The sequence below is a fragment of the Leptolyngbya sp. BC1307 genome (assembly GCF_002286735.1).
Taxonomy (GTDB): Bacteria; Cyanobacteriota; Cyanobacteriia; order Phormidesmidales; family Phormidesmidaceae; genus Phormidesmis.
Genome location: NZ_NRTA01000006.1, coordinates 40,502 through 62,336, shown reverse-complemented (window position 1 = coordinate 62,336; position 21,835 = coordinate 40,502). Strand labels below are relative to the sequence as shown.

Sequence of the window (21,835 nt, the reverse complement as noted above, 5' to 3'; positions counted from 1 at the left end):
GAATTGTGGCCTGTGGCTGCTTCAGCAGGCAGCGAAATCTTTTCGAGTGTTTCTTTTATGTGACTATCCCTCTTTGTGCCGGCTGGTGGCTTAGTGCCCACTACTAAGGCGATCGCTCAGCCCCTCTGCTGGAGCCTCACCTTATTAGCCAGCTGGATTGCTTGCTCGTTACCTGCTGTAGGCCAGCCCGCGACAGACGCACCCACGACAGACGCATCGACTCGGATGAAAGTGGGCGTCAGCCATACGCCGCCCTTTGCCATTGAGACCTCCACTGATAGCGGCAGCGATTGGGATGGCATTGGCGTACATCTCTGGCGAGAAGTTGCCGAAGAACTTGACATTCAGTATGAGTGGCAGACGCCTCACCCGGCTGAAGCAGAGCAGCAGGTTGACTTTACCCAGAGCTACTACATCTCCTCTCTAGGCATTGCCCAAACCCGGCGGCAAAGCCTGCTGGATACCGTAGGCTCCGTACTATCGCCGCGTTTTCTCTGGATTTGCCTGTGGCTATCGGGACTGTTATTGATTGTGGGCGTCATTGTTTGGCTGTTTGAACGCGGGCCTAACGAAGAAATGTTCGATAGCAAGCCAAGATCGGGCATTTGGGATAGTTTTTGGTGGGCTGGGGTGACCATGACGACCATCGGCTACGGAGACAAAGCCCCGATCTCTGTGGGCGGACGAATCGTCGCCCTACTGTGGATGCTCGTGGCTATGGGCATTATCGCTAGCCTGACGGCAACTATTACCTCGGTCTTAACGCAAGACCAAAGCAGTCAGCTCACTCAGTTTGCCGATCTCAAAGTGATTAAGGTCGGCAGTATAGAAGGCTCTAGTGCCGCTGAGGCATTAAAGCAGCAGCAGATTTCATTTCAGCCAGTCAAAACGCCAACAGATGGGCTAAACGCAGTCGATCAAGGCCAGCTCAATGCGTTCGTTTATGATGCGGCGCTGCTGCGCTACCTCAACAAAAAATCTTTCAAAAACCGGCTCGCCGTGCAGTCTACTGGCCTGCAGGCTCGTCGCTACGTGTTTGCTATGACCGAAGACTCGCCTATGTCAGAGACCATTAGCGCTCAGGTTTTGCAAGAGCAAAGTGAGTCAGACTGGCAGAGCCTGCTGAAGCGTTTTTTGCCAGAGCCCTAGAAATAGGCCCCAAAAATGGACCAAAAATAGGCCCTAAAATAGAATTAGGTAAATAGGAAATTGCTAAAAATAACATGTGACCAGAGGCTCACAGTTCGAACTCACCTTGCAGCAGATCCTCTTTAGCAAAGCTTTATGTTCGCAACACATCTCTCTGGCACTGACTAGGCGAATACCAGTAAGATAAAGCCTTAGAGCGCAGCGGCGCAGGGTTTTATTGCGGGGTGGGTCAGCGGAGATGGCAAAGAAAGCGTTGTTGATTGGGGTAAGTAAATACGACCGAGCGCACGACCGAGCACTCAGTCCGCTGCCTGCTGCCACAAACGATGTGGAAGCTATGTACAGAGTGTTGATAGCCCCCGACTTAGGAGGCTTTGATCAGGTAAAAGTCTTAGCTGATCCCGATTGTCAATCGATGAAAGATGAAATCGAGACGCTGTTCACAGGCTGTAGCCAGGATGATCTCGTTCTGCTGTTTTTTTCTGGACACGGGCTTAAAGACGAAAAAAACCAACTTTATTTTGCCACTCGCATCACTCGCAAAAATGCTAAAGGAGGTCTCAGCCGGTCAACTGCAGTACCCGCGCAGTTTATTCATGAGATTATGGCCTATAGCCGTGCCAGGCAACAGGCCATCATTTTAGACTGCTGCTTTAGCGGTGCCTTTGATCCGGCGCTACAGGCGAAAGATGATGGCTCATTTGATCTGCAAGGGCAGCTCGGTGCCGAGGGCAGGGTTGTCTTAGCGTCATCTAACGCTACTCAGTACTCCTGTGAACATAAGCGTGCAGGTCTCTCTATCTACACCCGCCATTTAATTGAAGGTATCGAAACAGGCGCTGGAGACTTGAATCAAGACGGGCAAGTTTCTATTTTAGAGCTACATGAATATGCGACTAAAAAGGTTCAGGAAGACATTTCTGATGTGACGCCTAAACTTGTTATTGTCAAAGATAAAGGCTGGGAAGATGAAGGCTGGGAAATTATCCTATCTAAAACGAGGGCTAAAGGCGATCAATCACCTGATACCAAAAAACAAGAGATAGATCTAGGAGAGGTTCTGTTAGAGAGTAGATCGGAAGAAGACACAGCTTATAATGCCATCCCTAGTTTGTTGCTGCCGCTCAAGCCGCTGATCGAGAGATTGATAGAACAGCTTAAGAATTATTGTTTTTCTCACAGTCGATCTGGCGACGTTTCTAGCGCTGTGACAACAGGCGATACGCTTGAGCTAATTCGGCTGGCTTCCAATGCAGATTGGGTCTTTTTAATGAGCCAATCTGAGGGGCAAAATAGCTGGCAGCTCAAAGCGCAAAGTAGATTAAGCAGGGAGATAGACAGCGGTGACTATACCGAAATGCTCAAAGCCGAAGTGCTCGCGAGTATTGCTAGCGAATCTGTTTTTATGGCTGGTCATCACGGCACATACCGTATAGTCTATGACGAAACAACAGAGGCGGCCAAAGCATTTATCCTAATTCCTCTAGATTCGTCGGATGATCCCGAATTCATAGGCGTTTGCGGCTTGTCAAAAGATTCCCACTATTTGAACGATGCCTGTACGAAAATTATCACCAGTTTCTATAGCGCCGCTCAGTGCTTTCATGCCTATCCTCACTGGCAGCCTTCAAGGGTAGAAGCGAGCATTCTAGATGACCTTAAGCGTGATCACGGATTTTTACCGCTTTCGTTTTATAACCGCAGATTTGAGCTTTTTTGCGATCGCCTCTCCCAAATAGTCATCTATTTTGAACCTATTCTTGACCTGAGAAAAGTTGCCATTACTGGCTGGGAAGCTTTGGCAAGAGATCCGCTCAGCCTGAGAGCCCCGGTTGATCTCTTTGAAGCCGCAGAGCTGTGGGGCAGTCGGTTTATCGTTCAGCTAGATATGCAACTGCTCAAGCTAGCGGCTACGAGCTATCGTCAGGCCGGTCTCAATGCCCGCCGGAATAGAAGAGTCAATGAGATCATCCCGCTGTCGGTCAATGTCTATCCAGAATCACTGATGCGACCGGCCTATTTTAAGGCCGTTCGTGAAATTACCACGCCCGATAGAGACGGCTATACGCTGCTGCCATCTGACAGTCTAGTTTTAGAGATTTCCGAAAAAGCTGACCTGCCAGCCTATCAGGATGGTGTTCGCTTAAAGTTTCCGCTCGAAGCCTTTAAAGCAAAGCTCATACAGTATGTTCGGGAGCTGAGAATTCAGTTTGGCATTGATGATTTCGGCGTTGGCTATGCATCCGTCTCACGGCTAGCCGGGCTCAGGCCGCCCCATGTCAAAATTGACCGAGAAATTTTACATCAGCAGCAAGCCGAAATCATCATTCGCTTTGTGCGCGAAATAGTGACCAAATCTAGCGAACTCCATCTGGCAAAAATCGTTGTCGAAGGGCTAGATGAACAGTCACCGATCACACTGCACCAACTGCATAAGCTAGGGGTGGCCTATGCGCAGGGATATATCATCGGCAAAGCCGAACCCAAAATATACCGGCTGACCTCAGAAAAGCGGAAATTTCTAATCAGGTCGATTCAGGTTGATCCGATGGAGGATTGACCGCGCTATAGATAGCCGAATAGTCCTGGTCGGCTAAGCCCTGAGCGATCGCGCTTTCTGCCATCTGACTCACCCCTGCTGCTACTGTCGCGTCAATCCCCTGATCTTGGGCCGCTTTGACAAACAGGTTCATGTCTTTGAGCAAATGCTTGGTGGGAAAGTTAGGATTGGTGAAATTGCGATCGCACATCCGCGCTAGCTTTTTGTCAAAGGTCGGCGCGTACAGCGCACTCTCCCGCACGATGTCCATAAACTTATCAATGTCTAGCCCCTCCTGCTGAACCAGGCTCAGACTCATCGAAAATGCTGCCGTTAGCGTGCCGATCAGCTGATTCATCGCCAGCTTAGTGGCGGCTGCCGTCCCCACTGCGCCCATCCATTGAGGCGCTGGCCCGAAGCACTTCAGTACGGGTAGCCACTGGTCGTACTGCTCAGTCGTTGACCCTACCATCACGATCAGCGAACCCGCTTTCACCTGAGGAATGCTGCCGAGTACCGGTGCTTCCAGATATTCCCCGCCCGCTGCTCGAATTTTTTGATCTAGCTCACGGCTTTCTGCCGGGGCAATCGTGCCCATTTGCAGGATAGTACGGCCTTCTAGCGCGGCGGGTTCAGCGAGTACAGCCGATTCAATAGCGGCGGCATCGCTTAGCATGGTGATGGTAACTGGGGAGGACGCAATCGCCTCTGCCGCCGACCCGACCGTCGTCATGCCTGCCTGCTGTAAGGGCGCGAGCTTCTCAGGCGTCCGGTTCCAGGCCGTCACTTCAAAGCCCGCCTGGTGCAGCTGTAAAGCCATCGGCGCACCCATCAGCCCTGTCCCTAATATTCCAACCTGCATGAGTTTTGCCTATCATCAACTCACCCATCATAAAATCTACTGCCCCCGACTACTGACAGGCTCTCTTGAATAAAACGGTATGCGAAGTTGCCGAAAGGTCGCCAGTCGCCTGCTAACGTTAAGAGAGGGTAAAGCAAAGGTTGTGAACTTAGTCGCATTAAGGAATCTACACTCATGGCGAAAAAGAAACCCAGTACCGCTCCATCCGCCACAGATCAGAACGGCGAGGCAGTTCCTACAGCCGACCAGCTAGCACCGTCAGAGACCAAATCCAAAACTGCTAAGGCAAAGCAGGGCAAGCGCAAGAAAGCCAAGCCAAAAGCCACTCAGCCTGAGAATAAAAAGGCTCAACCCAAAAAAACTAAGACCAAGCAGGACAAACCCAAAAAGCTTAGCAAAAAAGTTTACAAGGCAGAGCTAGAACGTCTGCAGAGAGAGCTGGTTAAGCTGCAATACTGGGTCAAAGAAAAAGGACTGAAAGTTGTTGTCTTGTTTGAAGGGCGAGATGCAGCGGGCAAAGGCGGCACGATTCAACGCATTTCTGACTGCCTGAACCCTCGTATTTGCCGGATTGTGGCCCTCGGTACCCCGACCGAAAAAGAAAAGAGCCAGTGGTATTTTCAGCGCTATGTATCGCAGCTACCCGCTGGTGGAGAAATTGCGCTATTTGACCGGAGTTGGTACAACCGGGCCGGGGTAGAGCGAGTAATGGGCTTTTGTACCCATCAGGAATACGTGGAGTTTATGCGCTCCTGCCCGGAATTTGAACATATGCTCCAGCGCTCTGGCATCATCCTGGTGAAGTATTGGTTTTCAGTCAGCGATGCCGTGCAGGAAGATCGGTTTCAAGACCGCTTAAACGACCCGACCAAGCGCTGGAAGCTCAGCCCCATGGACTTAGAGGCGCGGGCTAAATGGGTCGAGTACTCCAAAGCCAAAGACGATATGTTTGCGGCGACTGACACCACCCGGTCGCCCTGGCACGTCGTCGAAGCAGACGACAAAAAGCGCGCCCGTCTCAACTGTATCAATCACCTGCTCACCCAAATCGACTACGGAGATCTGACCCCACCACCGATGAAGCTACCGCCCCGGCAAGAAAATATCGACTACGAAAGGCCGCCCATGTCCACTCAAAACTTCGTACCCGAAAAGTTTTAGGTTGTTAGCGTTTCAAGACGGCTCCGCACTGGGCTAATCGCTGTTCTTGTCGGTGATCGCTGATTGACATATTCTATCCACCTGCTTTAAGAACTTGTTCAGCCGTCACTCTCAATTCTGGGAAAGTAGGAGAAGCAATCGTTTGACTGCCTCGAAGCTGCTGAATTTCATAGTCTCCATCTACTAACGTACAGACAGAGAGTGTGGGCTGTTTGGGCTTCCCAATGTGCCGGGTGCCCCCTAATGCTGCATAGTCTGCAATCCAATATTCGGGAATACCTAAAGCTGCGTAGTCTTCAACCTTACGGGCATAGTCATTTTGCCAATTGCTACTGACAACTTCCGCCACAAATTTAATAGAATTTCCCAGTGTCAAGATTGATTGTTCAGACCAGAACGGTTCTTTGACAAGCTGGTCTCGGTCAACCACTGCAACATCAGGTCGGAAAGCTGTCATGCTAGCGTTAGAGGGGCGCAACAGCCCGCGCTGAAGGACAAACCAGGACAACCCTATGGTGTCGATCTGGACACAGACCTTCGCGGTGATGAAGGCAGCAACTTCTTCATGAAGACCAGTCGGTTCCAAATCAAACACCTCTCCATCAATCAGCTCATAGCGGTTGTCTCCCTCATAATGAGCAAGAAATTCGCCAAAGCTGAGCGGCTTTTGCTGTATGAGTCGGTCAGTTGCGAGGGTCACAGTTAGCTCCAGCCCAATCAATATCTTCACTTTATCAGATTGAATATGTGACGACTGAAGCGTCTAGAGGTGATGTAGCGTTGACCACTTTGCTCGCTACAAAAGCAACCGCTGAAACCATTGCATGTAGCGGGCAAGCGTACGTAGCCATCGCCTATGCTTGAGAAGGGCAAGATACACAGTTAGAATGCTTGCCTACGAGCCCTTCTAAAAAATACAGGAAATGGCTAAACAGTACCCCCAAATCACGGACGCTCATCAGGCTTTTATTGAGCAGCAGCGGATCTTCTTTGTGGGCACCGCCGGGCGATCAGGGCGAGTTAACGTGTCGCCTAAGGGTATGGATAGCTTGCGGGTGCTAGGCCCCAACCGGGTGGTGTGGCTGAGCGTGACTGGCAGCGGCAATGAGAGCGCCGCTCACGTCGCTGAAAATGGCCGAATGACGGTGATGTTCTGCTCGTTTGAGGGCGCGCCGATGATTTTACGGCTGTATGGTAAAGCGGGCGTCGTCTATCCTCGCGATCCAGATTGGGATGGGCTGATAGGTGAGTTTCCCTCTTTGCCCGGCACTCGCCAACTGTTTGATTTGCAGGTAGATAGGGTGCAAACCTCTTGTGGAATGGCGGTACCGCTGTATGACTATGAGGGCGATCGCGAAGCCCTCAACCAGTGGGCATGCAAAAAAGGCCCCGACGGTGTCGAAGCCTACTGGAAAGAGAAAAATCAGGTGAGCATTGACGGCGCACCTACCCATATTTTTCCGAAGTGATTCTGAGGGCAGGTTAGATCTGAGCGTATTGCCCTGTGAGCTTGCTGAGTTGCTGAACTAGCAGACTTAAAAACAGACCCACGTCGGTGACGACGCCCGTCGATTCGACTGAGCCGCGATCGCTCAATTTTGTCACCACCGCCGGATTAATATCGACGCACACCATCTTCACCCCGGCAGGCGTCATATTGCCCACCCCAATTGAGTGCAGCATGGTCGAGAGCATTAAGATCAGGTCGGCCCCTTCAATTAAGCGGGCGTAATCTGACTGCGCTTCTAGTAAGTTCATTTTGGTGTCGGGCAGGGGGCCGTCATCGCGAATGGAGCCCGCTAAGGAAAAGGGCACGTTGTTTTTAACGCATTCATACATGACGCCGCTGGTGAGTGCGCCCTGCTCTACCGCTGCGGCAATACTGCCATAGCGACGAATAGTGTTAATCGCCTTCAGATGGTGGCGATGCCCGCCGTGAACCGAGACGCCGCGCTTCATATCCATGCCTAGCGAGGTGCCCATCATCGACTGCTCAATGTCGTGAACGGCGATCGCATTGCCGCCAAGCAGCGCATGCACATAGCCCCCCTGGATCAGCTTTTTCAAATGCTCACTGCCGCCGGTATGGATGACAACCGGGCCAGCGGTGACCACGACTTTGCCGCCGCGATCGCGAATTCGCCGCAGATCCCAGGCAATTTGCTCGACCACTAGCTCTACCCGGCGCTCGCTCGATACGCCCGCCCCCATAAAGCTAAAGTCGTCCGTTTTTTGCTTCAGAGAAGGCTCATTCCGCAGCGTGTGGATGCCTTTACTCCCGACGACGACTTCTTCGCCTACCTGCAAATCTCGCAGCAGCTTGCAGCGGGCCACTAGCCCATTGGCACTGCGGGTGATGGCGATCGCCCCATCCATCCGCTGACCTTCTATCTTAAACCAGCGATCGCCGATCAGCACTTCAGTCGGATAGATCGTCGTCACATAGAAGTCATCGGGTGCGACCCCGTCTTGCACCACCGCCTCTAAAGCGGCAGGCGTTGCCTCCTGCGGCAAACTCACCGCCCCGAGGTCAATCAGCTGGCCCATGATGTCATCCATCACCATTTGGCCTGGCGCAGAGACCTTGACTTCAGCCGATGAATGATCCTGCCGCTGTTCGCCCAGGTTAAAATTCAGCACCTGAAAGCTGCCGCCCCCGGTGACAATCGTATCCAGCGCCCGGTTCACCAAACCCGAATCGAGCAGATGGCCCTCTAAGTGAATTACTCGGCTCTGCACGGTGGAGGCTTGGGGAGAATCCTGCCGGGGTTCGGTCACTCGCAGCGTCAGGCATTTGGCCGCGCCGCCCGCTTTAAGAAACTCAGTCAGCGGCGTTTCTTCGACGGTAAAGCCGCGATCGCCCAGCTGCTGCTTCAGCTCATCGCTAGCCTGATTCATCACCACAACCCGATCTACATTCACCGTGTTGCAGGCAAAGTTAATCGCATCGACTTCACTAATGGCAATTCGCTTCTCGGCGGGCACCCGCATTTCAATCAGGCGGTTGGAATAGGCATCAAAGGCGGGCGGATAATACAGCAGGTAGCCATCGGTGAGCGGGCAAAAGCAGGTGTCTAAGTGATAAAACCGCTGGTCTACCAGCCGTAGCGACAGCACTTCTACGTCTAGCCACTTTGCCAGGTAAGGGTGAGAATCTAACTCTGATCGAAACCCATAGCCTGCCCAAAGCCATCTCCCGGCCCGATCTAGCAGGGCGTCACCCGCGCCTTCAAAAGGCAGGCTCTTAGGCAGCTTGTGTACGGTAAATCCGTTTTCTTCAAACCACTGCTCAAAGTAGGGCTCTTCTCCCTGCCGCTCAGGATGCAAAAACCGGCTGAGGACAACATGATCACCGAGTACCAGTCCGGCGTTAGCTGCGAACACCATATCGGGCCAGCCCGGCTGTGGCTTTACCAGATCTACCGTGGCGTAGCCCGTCAGCACCTGATAGAGCTGATTCCACTGGGTTTCAGCGCGCTCCCGCGATGAGCGATGGATATTGCCCTCCATCCATGGATTAATCACATAGTCCACATCGTAGTGGTGGGGAGGGCACATCAAAATTCGTACTGCGTCAGTCATGGTGATCCTTAAAATTGAAATTCTGAGTAGTGCTTCTATTCTTTAAGATACTCAGCGCTGAAGATAAAATATTGCGATATCTGCAAACAAATCATCTCACAACAGAACGGACATCGCTGTGCAACAAACATAGCAATATTTTTGAGATTCATCCCCCTATTTTGCGACGCTAGCCGCGCTAACAGCGGCATAGCCAATCTAGATCAGAGGCTGACACGACCCGCGACCCAATGTAGTCTCCGTGACAATGTTAGGAAACCATAACTAATGGTTGAGAATGAATCAAAAACTGTGCTGTACAATACCATTGTTACCTGCAAAAGCATCGAAAGTTTTTGACCATAGCCTAACTGCTACCCCTTGGTAGAGTTCGCTCGGGGATCTATTTGTTTAAGAAATCTGCAATGATCCTGAAAGCGTATCTAGTTTTCCGATATTCTGAACGCTGACAAGTTGGTTTCCAAACATCTTTTTCTAGACATCTCGCTCTATATAATCACTTAACTAATCCGACAAGACCCTTAAGCCATTCGTAACGGCACTCCCCTTCTATGCCAAGGCCGCGATATAGAAGCCCCTTAAGAATTTAATGTGAATGCTTAGACCGCTGAAGTTCCTTCAGGACGGCAATGCTTTTTTATCTATAGAGCGTTTCTACAGAGCGTTTAAGTGGGGGCGCTTACCCCTTTATTTACGTTCTAAATTCATTTCTTGAGGACAATACCCATGCTTGCAGAACGTCAGTATTCCATTTGCTTTATTCAAGACGAAGTCCGGGCGCTGGTTACCCGAGGCTCGATTGGCAGACAGCAGCAAATCTACTCACTATCGCGATATTTTAGCGATCGCGAATGGAAAAAAGTCGGAGAAGTCTTAGAAACTAACGAGTATCTTTTAAGAGATCACATCGGCGATTTGATTGGTAAAGAAGCCTGGCTCAATGACTAAGCGGCGGCTGCCATTAGAGGCAATGAGTCCCTAACCGGGCTGGTTGCTTCGCGGGTGCTTAACCGTGAGTGGTCACGGGGGGCTTGTCGCTATCGACCTCGCCGACCAAATAGGTGAGGGCGTAAGGGTTGTCTACTTTTTTAGACGCGCGCCTGAGCTCTAAGCCAATTACATTACCGTCTTCGTCATAGTCCAAGATCAATCCAGGCGCGATTTGAGTTGTTTCCTCAACTAAAACCTCGTTAAAGGACACCTGTAAAACATCTTTGTCTGGATCGTAGGTCACTTTCATAGGTCACTTTTCATAGGTCACTTTTCACCGGGTTCGCCAGGATGTGGGTCAGATCGACATGAGCGAGCTTATCACCCGTTCGTCCTTGCTCATGTGTATTTAATCTTCTAGACATTCTATAGACTTTTGTCAGTAGTGTCTGCTGCAGAACAGGGCTTCCCTTTGAATTAATCTGAGTACTCTAGGCTTTCTCACAATTTGAGAATCGTAGATAAAACTGTGCTGTATTGTTGAGTACAGGCAATACGCCACTGCACTTGATTAATATTTAACCTTATGTCCTATTCTGACCGGGTGTCGTCTGAGCCAGCGCTATTGCATTCTACTGTCCGCCCGATTGGGGTCTATGTTTTATCTGGGCTAGCGGTCGATCAGCAGCGCTTGCTAGCAGCCGATACGATCCGAGGATATCTGGTCGAAATTGACCCGCGCACGAACAACACGATCATTCTCAATCCTCACAGTGTCGCTGACTGGATTGGCGTAACGGGGCTAGCCGTCTGGCAAGATCAGCTCTGGCTGGCGAAGGGGAATGAGATCTTTTGGTGCGATCGCGCCAGCATAGGTCTAGCTGAGCCGTCAGCGACCGCCTTTACCCGTCTTTCCTACCCGGCAAACGGCCTGACCGTCTGGGAAGATCAGGTCTATGTGACCTGCCAGAAGTCGGGCTATATCTATATTTTTGACCGCAACAGCGGCGACCGCACGGGCCAGTTTCGCCAGCCCGGTATTGGCATTGAGAATATTACAGCGACTAAAGACTCGCTGTGGGTGTGCGATCGCGATGAGCAAAGCGTCTACTGCTTAGATCGGGCCACTGGCAGCGTGCTGTTTAGCGCGCTCACTCCGTTTAGTTCACCAGTGGGGATTGCCTTTTACCCCTATGATGCCGATACCCATATCTGCTACATCGCCTACGCGAACGAAGAACCCTATATTCGCGACGATCCCAATGCCGAATCGCCCTATCATCTGACCTTTCGCGATCGCACCTTCATTCACCCGCTACACATCTACTACGATCCCAAGCAGCACTACACGCTCTCGAACGGCTACTTAGTTGAGCTGTCTTATGTTGAAGAACTGCTGCCGCTAGAAGACGTGCCGCCGCTTCACAACGTTGAGTGGCGAATTGCGCTGCCTGCCGATACGCTGCGCCAGCGCGTCCGTCATGTCGAAGCGATTGGTCATCCGTTTACCGAAGAAGTGCAAGACGGTCAGCGAGTAGCTGTCTTCAAATTTGACGAGCTAAAGCCGCATCAGGGCGGTTTGGTTGGCTGGAAAGCGGTGATCGAAATGTACAGCATTAAATACATGCTCTCCCCCGCCGATGTCGAAGAAGTGCCGCCGCTCTCAGAAGAGTTTCAGCAGCGATACCTGGTAGATGATGACGATCTGGCCATGGACACCGAGACGATTCGCGAGGCGGCAAAAGCAGCTAGCGGCACCGAGACCAATATTTTGCGAAAGATGCTCAAAATTCGCAACTATGTCTACGACCGGCTGTCTTACGGCATTCAGCCCAAAATTGACACGCCAGATGTCGCGCTCAAACGCGGCGTGGGCTCCTGCGGTGAGTATGTCGGGGTGCTGCTGGCGCTGACCCGGCTGAATGGCATTGCCTGCCGGACGATTGGCCGCTATAAGTGCCCGCCCTACCCTGAACAGCGCAATTTGCCCCTAGAGCCAGACTTTAACCATGTTTGGCTGGAGTTTTACGTGCCCGGCATTGGTTGGCTGCCGATGGAGTCGAATGTAGACGATGTGATAGATCGCGGCCCCTACCCCACCCGATTTTTTATGGGCCTGGCCTGGTACCATACCGAACTGGGCAAGGGCATTCCGTTTGCCAAGCTCAAAGCCGACGATAAGCCTGAGAAGATGTCGCTCGGCGATCTGGCCATTAATCACATTCGCTTTACCATATTGGATGAACTTCGCCCAGGTGCTGACGAGCAGCTCTAATCTATGTCCTATTCTCTGATGATTCATGGGGGGGCCGGTGCCCTCGAAGACCTGAAATACGAAGCCAGCGAAGCCGAATTTAAAGCTAGCGTTACCGCTATTTTGGAGCAGGGCCGTCAGCGTCTAGAAGCCGGAGCCGCCGCGCTAGATGTGGTTGAGTACTGCGTCAATCTTTTAGAAGACAATCCGCTCTACAACGCGGGCAAAGGCGCTGTCTTGAACGAAAACGGCCAGGTTGAAATGGATGCGGCGCTGATGGAGGGGAAAGAGCTGAAAGCGGGGGCGATCGCCTGCATCAAAAACATCAAAAACCCCATCTCGTTAGCGCGTCTGGTTTTAGAACAGAGCAGCCACGTCATGCTGGTGGCCGAAGGCGCAATGGAGTTTGCCAAGTTCTGCAACGTAGAGCCTTACCCAGACGACTACTTCATTACCGAATCGCGGATTAAGCAGCTCAAAGAAGCTCAGGCCGCAGGCGTGATGATGCTTGACCATGAGAAAATTAAGCCCGCTCAAAAGCTAGGCACGGTCGGTGCGGTAGCCCGTGACAGTCACGGCAATTTGGCTGCCGCTACTTCAACGGGCGGTTTGGTCAATAAGCGATGGGGCCGGGTCGGTGATACCCCCGTGATTGGGGCGGGCGTATTTGCCGATAACGAAACCTGCGCAGTGTCGGCCACTGGCTATGGGGAACAGTTTTTGCGCACCGTTTTATCAAAGACCATCTCTGATTTTGTCTACTTTAAGGGCATGGATGCGGCAGCGGCGGCTGAGGCGGGCATTGAGTATTTGGTTGCTAAAGTAAACGGTGATGGCGGCGTCATTGTCATTGACAAAAGCGGTCGCTGCGCGGCGGCTCAGTCTACTTCTGGGCTGATTCACGGCTGGATAGAAGCCGGTGGTGAAGCTCACTGTAAGTTGGGATAGCAGCGCGAGCAAAAGGCAGCTCAGGCAGGTTTCTCAAAGAACATCAGGTGCTGCTGCGGCAGGCGGTCATCTGTTTTCACCCAGGTTAGCCCCGCAGCGGTGAGTTCTTTTTTGACCTGTCTTTGAGACATTTTGTGATGCTTTTTAATCAGCACGAGCGGATTCTCGGCGCGGTATTCGGCGAGCACGACCTGTCCGCCCGGCTTCAGGGCGCTGACGATGCCTGCCATCATTTCTTTGGGGTAGGCAAATTCGTGGTACGCATCAAACATCACTGCCAGGTTGATGCTTTCGGGCGCTAGTTTCGGGTCTGACTCAGTCCCTAATACCGTTTCTACATTGTCTACACCATACTTATCGCGCTCAGCCTCTAGCAGCGCCAGCATTTCTGGCTGCACATCGACTGCGACGACCTTACCGTTGTCTACCCATTTTGCGAGCTGAAAGCTGATGTATCCCATGCCTGCGCCGATATCTGCGACGACATCATCGCGCTGGAGTTGGAGGGCATCTACTGCCAGATCGGATCGTTCTTCGGTGGTGCGACTGGGGCGAGCTAGCCAGTTTGCCCCCTGGTAGCCCATGACGTTAGCAATTTCGCGGCCATAGTACACTTTGCCGATGCCGTCTGAGCTGGGCGATTTGTAGGTGTAGGTGCCGTCCGTAGTGGCATTGACTGTGGCGTTGGCGGTGCAGCCGAGGGTGAGCAGTAGTAACAGGCAAACGCTGAGCAGTTGAGGCAGGTGCGATCGCCAGCGGGAGATAAGAGTCATAGATAAAGAGCGCAGTCTTTGCAGGTTGGCTTTCTTATTGTGCGTTATTTCTGGGTGGCGATCACCCGCTCTCCCTTTGGCGAGGGGAGATGCCGCAGGGAGAGGGGTTTCGGCTGAGCGTAGAGCACGTCGGCAGAACCCCTCCCTTACGGTTCCCCTTGGCAAGGGGAACCTGGATCGGGTTTGGTATGAAGGGGTTGAGCAGTTGACTGTGAGACGGCTGATCGCGAACTCAGGTTAGTCTGCGCTGACGCGCTTGGTCAAAATGGCCATCACTTCATTGGGGCGACCGGTAGACATCGGTTGGCTCCAGTCGTTGGGCTCGGCGTAGCGGTGTTTGTGCAGTTGCTTGATGGTGGCTTGCACGGCGCTAAGACTGCCAAACAACAGGTGGCGCACGGGTTCGGCTTGGCCAGACGTTTTGGTAGAAGAAACTGTGGACGCTGGAGCGCCCTGAGAGGAAGGAGTAAACATAAGGGTTCTGGGTTCCGTAAGTGTGGGTTAAGGAAACCCAGAACTCGCGAATCCTCAGCCGCCCGCAGAGATGACGTGCAAATCGGGGTGGCTAAAGAGTACATTTACTCTTAGCGTCCGAGATTGACTGGTAATCTTGGGGGTTAGCCGTCGGTCAGGTGCTCTAACACCTGCCGATGGCGCTAAGTCATGTTGAGTTCTGAGTAAGGCAGCGATGTGGCATCACAACCTTAGAACTGATAATAAGCGCATTTTCCTGTGGAGGCAAGCGGTAAATTGTGCTGGGGCGTTGGGACTGGTTCCCCCTGGCAAGGGAAACCAACGGAGGGGTCTCGGTGTGTAGCGGATTTATCGGGGACCCCTCCCTTGCGGTTCCCCTTGGCAAGGGGGACCAAGACGCAGGACTGCTTCCAAGCATGTATGCGTAAATGTCTCGCTGGATGGGTCGCTAAGGAGCTGTGCCTATTGGGTTTGTCTGTGGGCTAGTGGTGACAGCCGCAGTCCGACGAGTGGGGCGCTTGCGATCGCTCTTCCGTACCCCGCCTGCCATCTCATATTCGTTGCTGTCTTTGCCATACCGAGCCGCGACGCCGAGCAGCATTTGCTCAGAGTGAAGGGCCAGCACCCGCTCAGCCTTATCGACTTCGTTTTGCAGCTCATCGACATAAGAAAGCGTTTTGTTGTAAGCGTTAAGCTGGGTGCGTAGATTGTCGATGTTTTGGATGTAGAGCTGCATGGTCATGCCAGTCCCCAGGTCTAGCTTGTCATCAATTGACTGCATACCGGCTGAGCGTCGCTGTGCCCTATCCAAAACGCGAGAACTCCGTTTTTGTCTGGCCATGATAGATCCCTACTGCAAAAGATAAACAACTTTTGGCGTCACCAGTTGGGCTTACCCCAACGAGCGATCGCCTTCTCATCTGTGAGAACATCTTTAGAATGTCCGCTTTTGGAACGCAACGCGCTCCGTATGATCAGCGATTTTTGAAGAACTCGCCCAAGCCTCTTCCGTAATTTTGCTAGCTCAGCCCGCCGTTACTAACAAATATCGCGCCCTTACCCTCGACAAGCCTGCCGTTACTAACAAACGCCCCGCCCACACCCTTGACAAGCCTGCCGTTACTAACAAACATCGCGCCCGCACCCTCAACAAGCCCGCCGTTACAAACGAACGTCGCGCCCTTACCCTCGACAAGCCCGTCGTTACAAACAAACGTCCCGCCCGTATCCTCGACAAGCCCGCTTGCAGCAACTTTTGTCAATGCAATAACCGGGGTTCCCATGCTTTTACGACTTTCCTAGTGCAGGCAGGCCAATGCAGCTAAACTGAAGATGTCATTAAGCGGCTGCATTGCCCCTTGCCTCCAAGCCATAAGAAGCGTAAAAGTGGTAGATAATTAGGGCCGCTTTGCTCTCATTAAGTAGCCCGCAGCCACAGTTAGTTTCCCAGATACAGTCCAGTTTCCTGCGCCTTTGTGATTGCACGCCCATGTCATCATCCAAAACTGCCGAAGCAGAACGACGAATTCAGCAAGCGTTCAAAACAAACGGAACTTCTCTAAACCTGTCAGGGCTAGAGCTACACACAGTCCCGAAGGAGTTGGGCAATCTGGCCAATCTTACAAACCTTTATCTCTCCCAGAATCAACTGACGGCAGTGCCGAGGGAGCTGGGTAACCTTGCCAATCTCTCAGTGCTTTATCTCTGCCAAAATCAACTGACGGCAGTGCCGAGGGAGTTGGGTAACCTCGCTAATCTTACAGTGCTCTCCCTCTGGGAAAATCAACTGACGGTGGTGCCAAGGGAGTTGGGTAACCTCGCTAATCTTACAGTGCTCTCCCTCTGGGAAAATCAACTGACGGCGGTGCCGAGGGAGTTGGGTAACCTCGCTAATCTTATATGGCTTTACCTCTCCCAAAATCAACTGATGGCGTTGCCGAAGGAGCTGGGCAACCTCGCTAATCTCATACAGCTTTACCTTGACGGAAATCAACTGACAGCAGTGCCGGGGGAGTTAGGCAACCTCGCCAATCTTGTGCGGCTTCACCTCGACCGAAATCAACTGACGGCGGTGCCAAAGGAGCTAGGCAACCTCGCCAATCTCTCAGTGCTTCACCTCGACCAAAACCAACTGACGGCGGTGCCAAAGGAGTTAGGCAACCTCGCCAATCTCTCAGTGCTTCACCTCGACCAAAATCGACTGACGGCGGTGCCAAAGGAGTTAGGCAACCTCGCCAATCTCACAGAGCTTCACCTCGACCAAAATCGACTGACGGCGGTGCCAAGGGAGTTGGGCAACCTCGCCAATCTCACAGAGCTTTATCTACACCAAAACCTTGACCTTGCCTATCCATCACCTGAAATCATCGAACAAGGAAATAAAGCAATCCTTACCTATCTGCGGGAGCAATGGAAGGACGGCGAACGTCAATGGATTTCAAAACTTCTAGTTGTTGGAGAAGGCCGGGCCGGCAAAACCTCCCTACTCCGCGCCCTACGAGGCGAATTATTTGAGGCACAGCAGTCTTCCACCCACGGCATTGAGATCGAGACACTAAATCTGCCTCATTCCGTAGAGCCTGATATCACCATGAATCTCAACACCTGGGACTTCGGCGGTCAAGAAATCTACCATGCCACCCACAAGTTTTTCCTCACCAACCGCTCCCTCTTTCTTCTCGTCTTCAACGCTGGCGTCGGCTTCGAGCAAGGTAAGCTAATCTATTGGCTCAAAACCATTCACGCTAACGCCCCGGACGCCCCCGTCATTCTGGTCGCTACCTGGATAGACGAGCGCCATGCCGATTTGCCCCTATCAGACCTAAAGCAACAGTTCCCACAAATCACCGGTCTTTGCGAAGCAAGTAACAAAACAGGGGAAGGTATTAAAGAATTACAGCAGGCCATCATCAACACTGCCGCCGAGCTACCGCTCATGGGTGAAATCTGGCCTACCACTTGGCTGAAATTTGCTAAAGCCATCCGCCAAAACGAGGGTAAGCAAGCAACGCCTCAGCAATTCTGGGCCGCCATGACAAAAGCAAAAGTTTCTGAAGATAGCCAGCCCGTTCTGACAAAGTGGCTCCATGAACTGGGCGACATCTTATTTTTTCAAGACGACGATGAAGTTAACGATTTGATCATTCTCAAGCCCCAGTGGGTCACCCAGCACATCAGCAAAGTACTCACCGCTGAGGAAGTGATCAAAAGCAACGGCATCTTCACTCGCCAGTGTATGGACCGGGTCTGGGCAGACCTCCCACCCGGCCTTCCTGACTTCTTTCTACGACTTATGGAGCGATTCGATCTCTCCTATCGCACCCGCGAAAGTCCCGACATCAGCCTGGTCGTAGAGTGCTTGCCCTTCGAGCCGCCCGCCTTCCAACCTCTCTGGCAACAAAAGCAGCAGGAAGCCAACTGCAAAGAGATTTCCATGAAGTTTCAAGTCAGCGAGATTCTTCCCGGCATTCCTACCTGGTTTATCGCTCGTCAGCATCGCTTCACTATCGACCAGGGCGAGCGGCGCGGCCTTCACTGGCGCACAGGCGTATTGTTTCAAGACCGAGATGCCAAACACCTCGGCCTCGTCCGCACACTGCGCGACGAAAGCACCAACGCCGACTATCTACACCTCACCGTTCGCGGCCCCGTCCCCCACAACTTCTTTGACGTGCTACGCGAAGGACTAGAGCTAACCCTCCGCCGCTACCCCGGCCTCAAAGTTACCCGTCTACTGCCCTGCCCCGACCCAGAAAACACCAACTGCATCCACGAGTTTGACTACGCCAATCTCACCATGCGCCTTGAGCGCATCCCACCCCGAGAAACCATTGAGTGCCCTAACTGCCTGGAAATTATTTCAGTAACACAGCTATTATTTGGCCTTCATTACACGACCCAAGATGCCGTCATCGCTAAAATTGATAGACTCCAAGCATCAAACCAAGGTAACTTCGATGCTCTACAAGACTCAGTGGAACAAGGCTTCACCGAGCTAAGAGAGTTAGTGCAGCGCGAAGTCCTTCGAGAAATCCGCACCGTGCAAAAGCAAATCGAATCTCCCTGCCCCAGCGTATTTGTCTTGCGCCCCGATGACCGCGCTATTTGGCAAAAAGACATCGGCTCACAGCGCATCAACCTCCAGCTTTACTGCGAGCATCCCGGCTGCTTCCATCCCGTTCAGGAAGGCGGTCTCTACCCCATCGACAACCCCAAGCAGTGGCTACAGGAGATGACGCCTCATCTCAATCGACTCTTCGGCATCTTAAAATACGTCACTCCCGTCGCTGGCCCCTGGCTCGGCGTCTCAGCGCCTGACTACAGCGAACTGATAAAGAATGACCGCGCCCAAACCTGGGGCAACCTCACCCGCACCACCACCCCCGAAGGCGATGTCATGTGGCTCTGCAAAGATCACATCAAAGAGATCTATCCCACCTCTTCATAAATCTAAGGCTTGGTTGGTGCCGCAGTGGTGGCAATAGGGTAAGTGCTGATAGGTGAGATTGTGACAGTTGGTGCAGTCGTGATACTGCGGATAGCTGCAATGAGGGCAGTGCAGATCACCAGTCCGCAGCTTTTTGGCGCAGCGCACACACTGCATGTTTTGGATACGATTGGCAGCTTGCAACCGAGTGTTAAAGACAAACCTTTGCAAGAACTTAATCAGGCCAAACCCAATCAGCGGAATCAACAAGATTTGCAGATAGTTCAACAGAAAACGCAGACTGCCAAACAGCACTTCTACGAGTTGAGCAAGTAGTTCAAAGAGAAACCCAACTTGAAGAAACTCGAATATCTTCCAGATCAGAGGAATGCAAAAGATTACCAGCAGATGCCAGCTAATCAGCGCTACATAGCCATAGTCACGCCGCTGAGCAAAGCGATGTACCGCCGAAGCGATAAAGATTAGCGGCAGTAAAAACAGCCCCTGAAACAATAGCTGAATGCTGGGGTACCAAAACGCCGCTCGCCGCTGGCCCCGATCCACCTGTTCAAACTGACCGTCGTCAGCCAGCAGCGTTAAAAAGGTTTGGCTGGCTGGCGCATTCACTAGCTCTGCCTTTAGCGTTGTAAGCGTCTGCTGACGTTGAGCGATCGCCGCATTATTCTGCTCAATCTCTCGCCGGGCCTGAGCCGCCTCTACAGTGTTGATAGACTGGTCGCGCGGCTGTCCGGCAATCTCTTCTAGCAGCGTCGAGTCGTACTGCTGGCGAATGGAGCTGTTCTTGGCGGCAAAAGAGTTAATCTCTGCCTGGGTGTCGTTGATGCGCTGGGCGATCGCCTGGTCAGGCTGAGAAGCGATCGCATCGCTTGCCGCTCCATACTGCAAGCAAACTTCAGAGACCTGACCCAGGTGCTGATCGCCCGCAGACGCATAAAAAGCCTGTAGCGGCATTCCCTGATCATTGAAAGTGCGGCTAACAGCGTCGTAAGCCTTGCTTTCTGAAGTGTTCTCGCGGTAGCTCTGCCATTCACTGTGACAGGGATACGCCTGCGCCGGACTAATCGGCCAGCGGCTAATGTCGTCTAGCCCCATGAACACATTGAACAAAATGAACAGGTCAACCAGAATGATGACAATCAGGCTGACTTTGTTGATCGGCTCATGATTAACCCGGCGAGACCGGTTAAAAAAGCGACGAACAAACCGACGCAAGCGTAAAAACATAGGAACTCCGCCAATAGCTGTGGCCCCGATTCTAATCAGCGGGGCCAATCATGATGCCGTACAGTACCCAGTTAGGCGACTGGTCTTGCACTCGTTAAGTTTTAACTAGCGGTGGCTGCCAATCTCATTTCTAGCGGCAGTTTCTAAGTTAAACAATATCTGTAAAGTCTCCATCGCCTGATCGCGTGCGCCCAAATCTCTCTGCGCCCGCAGCTGGGTCATCGGGTCGTGCAAAATTTTGTTAACGATGCCGCGCGTGAGCGCTTCGACAACGCCGCGATGCTTTTCAGAAAATTCTGAGCCCAAACGCGACATGGCTTTTTCTAGCTCTTGGGTGCGGATAGTTTCTACTTTGGTCCGCAAGCTGCTAATGGTAGGGACGGTGTCGAGCGATCGCAGCCAATCCATAAACGCCTCAACTTCTTCATCAAGCAGCGCCTCAGCTTCTAGCGCCATCTGCCGGCGACTCTCCTGATTTTGCGCCACTACCGCTTCCAAATCATCCACATTGAAAGCAAAGACAGTCTCAATTTCATTGATATTGCTATGCACGTTTCGCGGCACGGCAATATCAAACACCATTAGCTGCCTGCCCGAGCAAACAGGCTCCAAATTTTCGCGGTGCAAAATTGGCTCCGTCGAAGACGTGCAGGTAAAGACCACATCTGCTGCGATGACGGTATCTAGCATGGCGTCGAGCGTGCCGGTTTGAATATCGACATCGCCAAACTGAGCGGCCAGATCATTCGCCCGGTTAATCGTCCGGTTGAGAATGGTGATCTGGTTAGCCCGCTTAGAAATCAGATGCTGTACCAGCAGGCGGGCCATCTTACCCGCGCCCAAAATAGCAATGTGGCAGTCCGTAAAGTTTTCGACCTTCATCAGGGCCAATTCGGCAGCGGCAGAGCTAATCGAGACTGCGCCCGTGCCGATGCTGGTTTCTGTACGCACCCGCTTACCGGCCTTAATAGCGTCTTTGAGCAGGCGGTTGAGAATGCGACCGACTCCTTTATGCTGCTGGCCGAGGCTGTGGGCGTGCTTGACCTGGGAGAGAATTTGACCTTCGCCGAGCACCAGGCTATCAAGGCCGCTAGAGACTCGCATCAGGTGCATCACCGCATCTTGCTGGAGCAGCACAAATAGATGGGGGCGCAGGTCGCCGAGCGCCAGGCCGCTGTGCTCTGAGAGAAACCGAATCACATCGCGGACGCCGGTCTCAATTTCGGTGGCGACGATATGAATTTCCAGGCGGTTGCAGGTGCTGAGAATAGAGACTTCTTCGATGTAGGGCGAGCCGCCAAGATGAGCGATCGCATCCGCGACCTGAGCCGAAGGAATGCTCAGTTTTTCTCGGACTTCAACTGGCGCAGTCTGATGACTGAGCCCGACAACAGCAATGTTCATCTATGCTTCCTAAGAATCTGTAATGAAGAATTTTCGCCTAACGGGTAATGAAATGGCGTGAGCGCTGGGCCCTCTCTTTAAGGTATTA

At 52.4% G+C, this 21,835-nt stretch carries 18 protein-coding genes; 8 read left to right on the top strand and 10 right to left on the bottom strand.

Going from position 1 to position 21,835, the window contains the following annotated elements; translation table 11 throughout:
- Positions 1-93: 93 nt before the first annotated feature.
- Positions 94-1,149: a transporter substrate-binding domain-containing protein gene (locus CKL79_RS05530; RefSeq protein WP_141242156.1), complete on the top strand. Its 1,056-nt coding sequence runs from the start codon at positions 94-96 to the stop codon at positions 1,147-1,149.
- Positions 1,150-1,387: 238 nt separating this feature from the next.
- A complete protein-coding gene (locus tag CKL79_RS05525; protein WP_121968590.1) occupies positions 1,388-3,709 on the top strand; it encodes an EAL domain-containing protein in 2,322 nt (773 codons plus the stop codon).
- Here the strand turns inward: CKL79_RS05525 and CKL79_RS05520 are convergent.
- Positions 3,675-4,550, bottom strand: a complete 876-nt coding sequence (locus tag CKL79_RS05520) for an NAD(P)-dependent oxidoreductase (RefSeq protein WP_121968589.1) — start codon at positions 4,548-4,550, stop codon at positions 3,675-3,677. The genes CKL79_RS05525 and CKL79_RS05520 overlap by 35 nt on opposite strands.
- Before the next feature lie 174 nt (positions 4,551-4,724).
- Here CKL79_RS05520 and ppk2 point away from each other — a divergent pair, with 174 nt between their 5' ends.
- A complete protein-coding gene (gene ppk2, locus CKL79_RS05515) occupies positions 4,725-5,711 on the top strand; it encodes a polyphosphate kinase 2 (RefSeq protein WP_121968588.1) in 987 nt (328 codons plus the stop codon).
- A gap of 73 nt (positions 5,712-5,784) precedes the next feature.
- On the opposite strand, the gene CKL79_RS05510 is transcribed toward ppk2, so the two are convergent.
- Entirely contained in the window at positions 5,785-6,411 is a 627-nt protein-coding gene (locus CKL79_RS05510) for a Uma2 family endonuclease (protein ID WP_121968662.1), read from the bottom strand.
- A 223-nt stretch (positions 6,412-6,634) separates the two neighbouring features.
- On the opposite strand from CKL79_RS05510, the gene CKL79_RS05505 reads away from it, so the two are divergent.
- The gene (locus CKL79_RS05505) at positions 6,635-7,180 is read left to right on the top strand and encodes a pyridoxamine 5'-phosphate oxidase family protein (protein WP_121968587.1); all 546 of its coding nucleotides are present in this window, start codon (positions 6,635-6,637) and stop codon (positions 7,178-7,180) included.
- A 13-nt stretch (positions 7,181-7,193) separates the two neighbouring features.
- On the opposite strand, the gene CKL79_RS05500 is transcribed toward CKL79_RS05505, so the two are convergent.
- Positions 7,194-9,293 carry a TIGR00300 family protein gene (locus tag CKL79_RS05500; protein WP_121968586.1) on the bottom strand — a complete coding sequence of 700 codons (2,100 nt, stop codon included), beginning with the start codon at positions 9,291-9,293 and terminating at the stop codon, positions 7,194-7,196.
- A 726-nt stretch (positions 9,294-10,019) separates the two neighbouring features.
- Between CKL79_RS05500 and CKL79_RS05495 the strand changes: the two genes are divergently transcribed.
- The gene (locus tag CKL79_RS05495) at positions 10,020-10,241 is read left to right on the top strand and encodes a DUF4327 family protein (RefSeq protein ID WP_121968585.1); all 222 of its coding nucleotides are present in this window, start codon (positions 10,020-10,022) and stop codon (positions 10,239-10,241) included.
- Between the two features lie 58 nt (positions 10,242-10,299).
- Here CKL79_RS05495 and CKL79_RS05490 read toward each other — a convergent pair whose 3' ends face one another.
- Entirely contained in the window at positions 10,300-10,533 is a 234-nt protein-coding gene (locus tag CKL79_RS05490) for a DUF2283 domain-containing protein (RefSeq protein WP_121968584.1), read from the bottom strand.
- A 276-nt stretch (positions 10,534-10,809) separates the two neighbouring features.
- Here CKL79_RS05490 and CKL79_RS05485 point away from each other — a divergent pair, with 276 nt between their 5' ends.
- Both CKL79_RS05485 and CKL79_RS05480 read left to right on the top strand, forming a co-directional pair.
- Positions 10,810-12,498 (top strand): transglutaminase domain-containing protein, encoded by a 1,689-nt coding sequence (locus tag CKL79_RS05485; RefSeq protein WP_121968583.1) that lies wholly within the window; start codon positions 10,810-10,812, stop codon positions 12,496-12,498.
- Positions 12,499-12,501: 3 nt separating this feature from the next.
- Positions 12,502-13,425 carry an isoaspartyl peptidase/L-asparaginase family protein gene (locus tag CKL79_RS05480; RefSeq protein ID WP_240518683.1) on the top strand — a complete coding sequence of 308 codons (924 nt, stop codon included), beginning with the start codon at positions 12,502-12,504 and terminating at the stop codon, positions 13,423-13,425.
- A 20-nt stretch (positions 13,426-13,445) separates the two neighbouring features.
- Here CKL79_RS05480 and CKL79_RS05475 read toward each other — a convergent pair whose 3' ends face one another.
- The 4 genes from CKL79_RS05475 to CKL79_RS05460 all read right to left on the bottom strand — a co-directional run bounded on the left by CKL79_RS05475 (position 13,446) and on the right by CKL79_RS05460 (position 15,955).
- Entirely contained in the window at positions 13,446-14,198 is a 753-nt protein-coding gene (locus tag CKL79_RS05475; RefSeq protein WP_121968582.1) for a class I SAM-dependent methyltransferase, read from the bottom strand.
- Positions 14,199-14,435: 237 nt separating this feature from the next.
- Positions 14,436-14,672: a hypothetical protein gene (locus CKL79_RS05470; RefSeq protein ID WP_121968581.1), complete on the bottom strand. Its 237-nt coding sequence runs from the start codon at positions 14,670-14,672 to the stop codon at positions 14,436-14,438.
- Between the two features lie 448 nt (positions 14,673-15,120).
- A complete protein-coding gene (locus tag CKL79_RS05465; protein WP_121968580.1) occupies positions 15,121-15,513 on the bottom strand; it encodes a hypothetical protein in 393 nt (130 codons plus the stop codon).
- Between the two features lie 178 nt (positions 15,514-15,691).
- Entirely contained in the window at positions 15,692-15,955 is a 264-nt protein-coding gene (locus tag CKL79_RS05460; RefSeq protein WP_121968579.1) for a hypothetical protein, read from the bottom strand.
- Positions 15,956-16,161: 206 nt separating this feature from the next.
- Here CKL79_RS05460 and CKL79_RS05455 point away from each other — a divergent pair, with 206 nt between their 5' ends.
- Positions 16,162-19,119, top strand: coding sequence for a COR domain-containing protein (locus CKL79_RS05455; protein ID WP_121968578.1), 2,958 nt, complete (start codon positions 16,162-16,164; stop codon positions 19,117-19,119).
- Here CKL79_RS05455 and CKL79_RS05450 read toward each other — a convergent pair.
- Together CKL79_RS05450 and CKL79_RS05445 are read right to left on the bottom strand one after the other, a co-directional pair.
- Positions 19,114-20,343, bottom strand: a complete 1,230-nt coding sequence (locus tag CKL79_RS05450; protein ID WP_121968577.1) for a hypothetical protein — start codon at positions 20,341-20,343, stop codon at positions 19,114-19,116. The two genes, CKL79_RS05455 and CKL79_RS05450, sit on opposite strands and share 6 nt — an antisense overlap.
- A gap of 105 nt (positions 20,344-20,448) precedes the next feature.
- Positions 20,449-21,747 carry a glutamyl-tRNA reductase gene (locus CKL79_RS05445; RefSeq protein WP_121968576.1) on the bottom strand — a complete coding sequence of 433 codons (1,299 nt, stop codon included), beginning with the start codon at positions 21,745-21,747 and terminating at the stop codon, positions 20,449-20,451.
- Between the last annotated feature and the right edge of the window lie 88 nt (positions 21,748-21,835).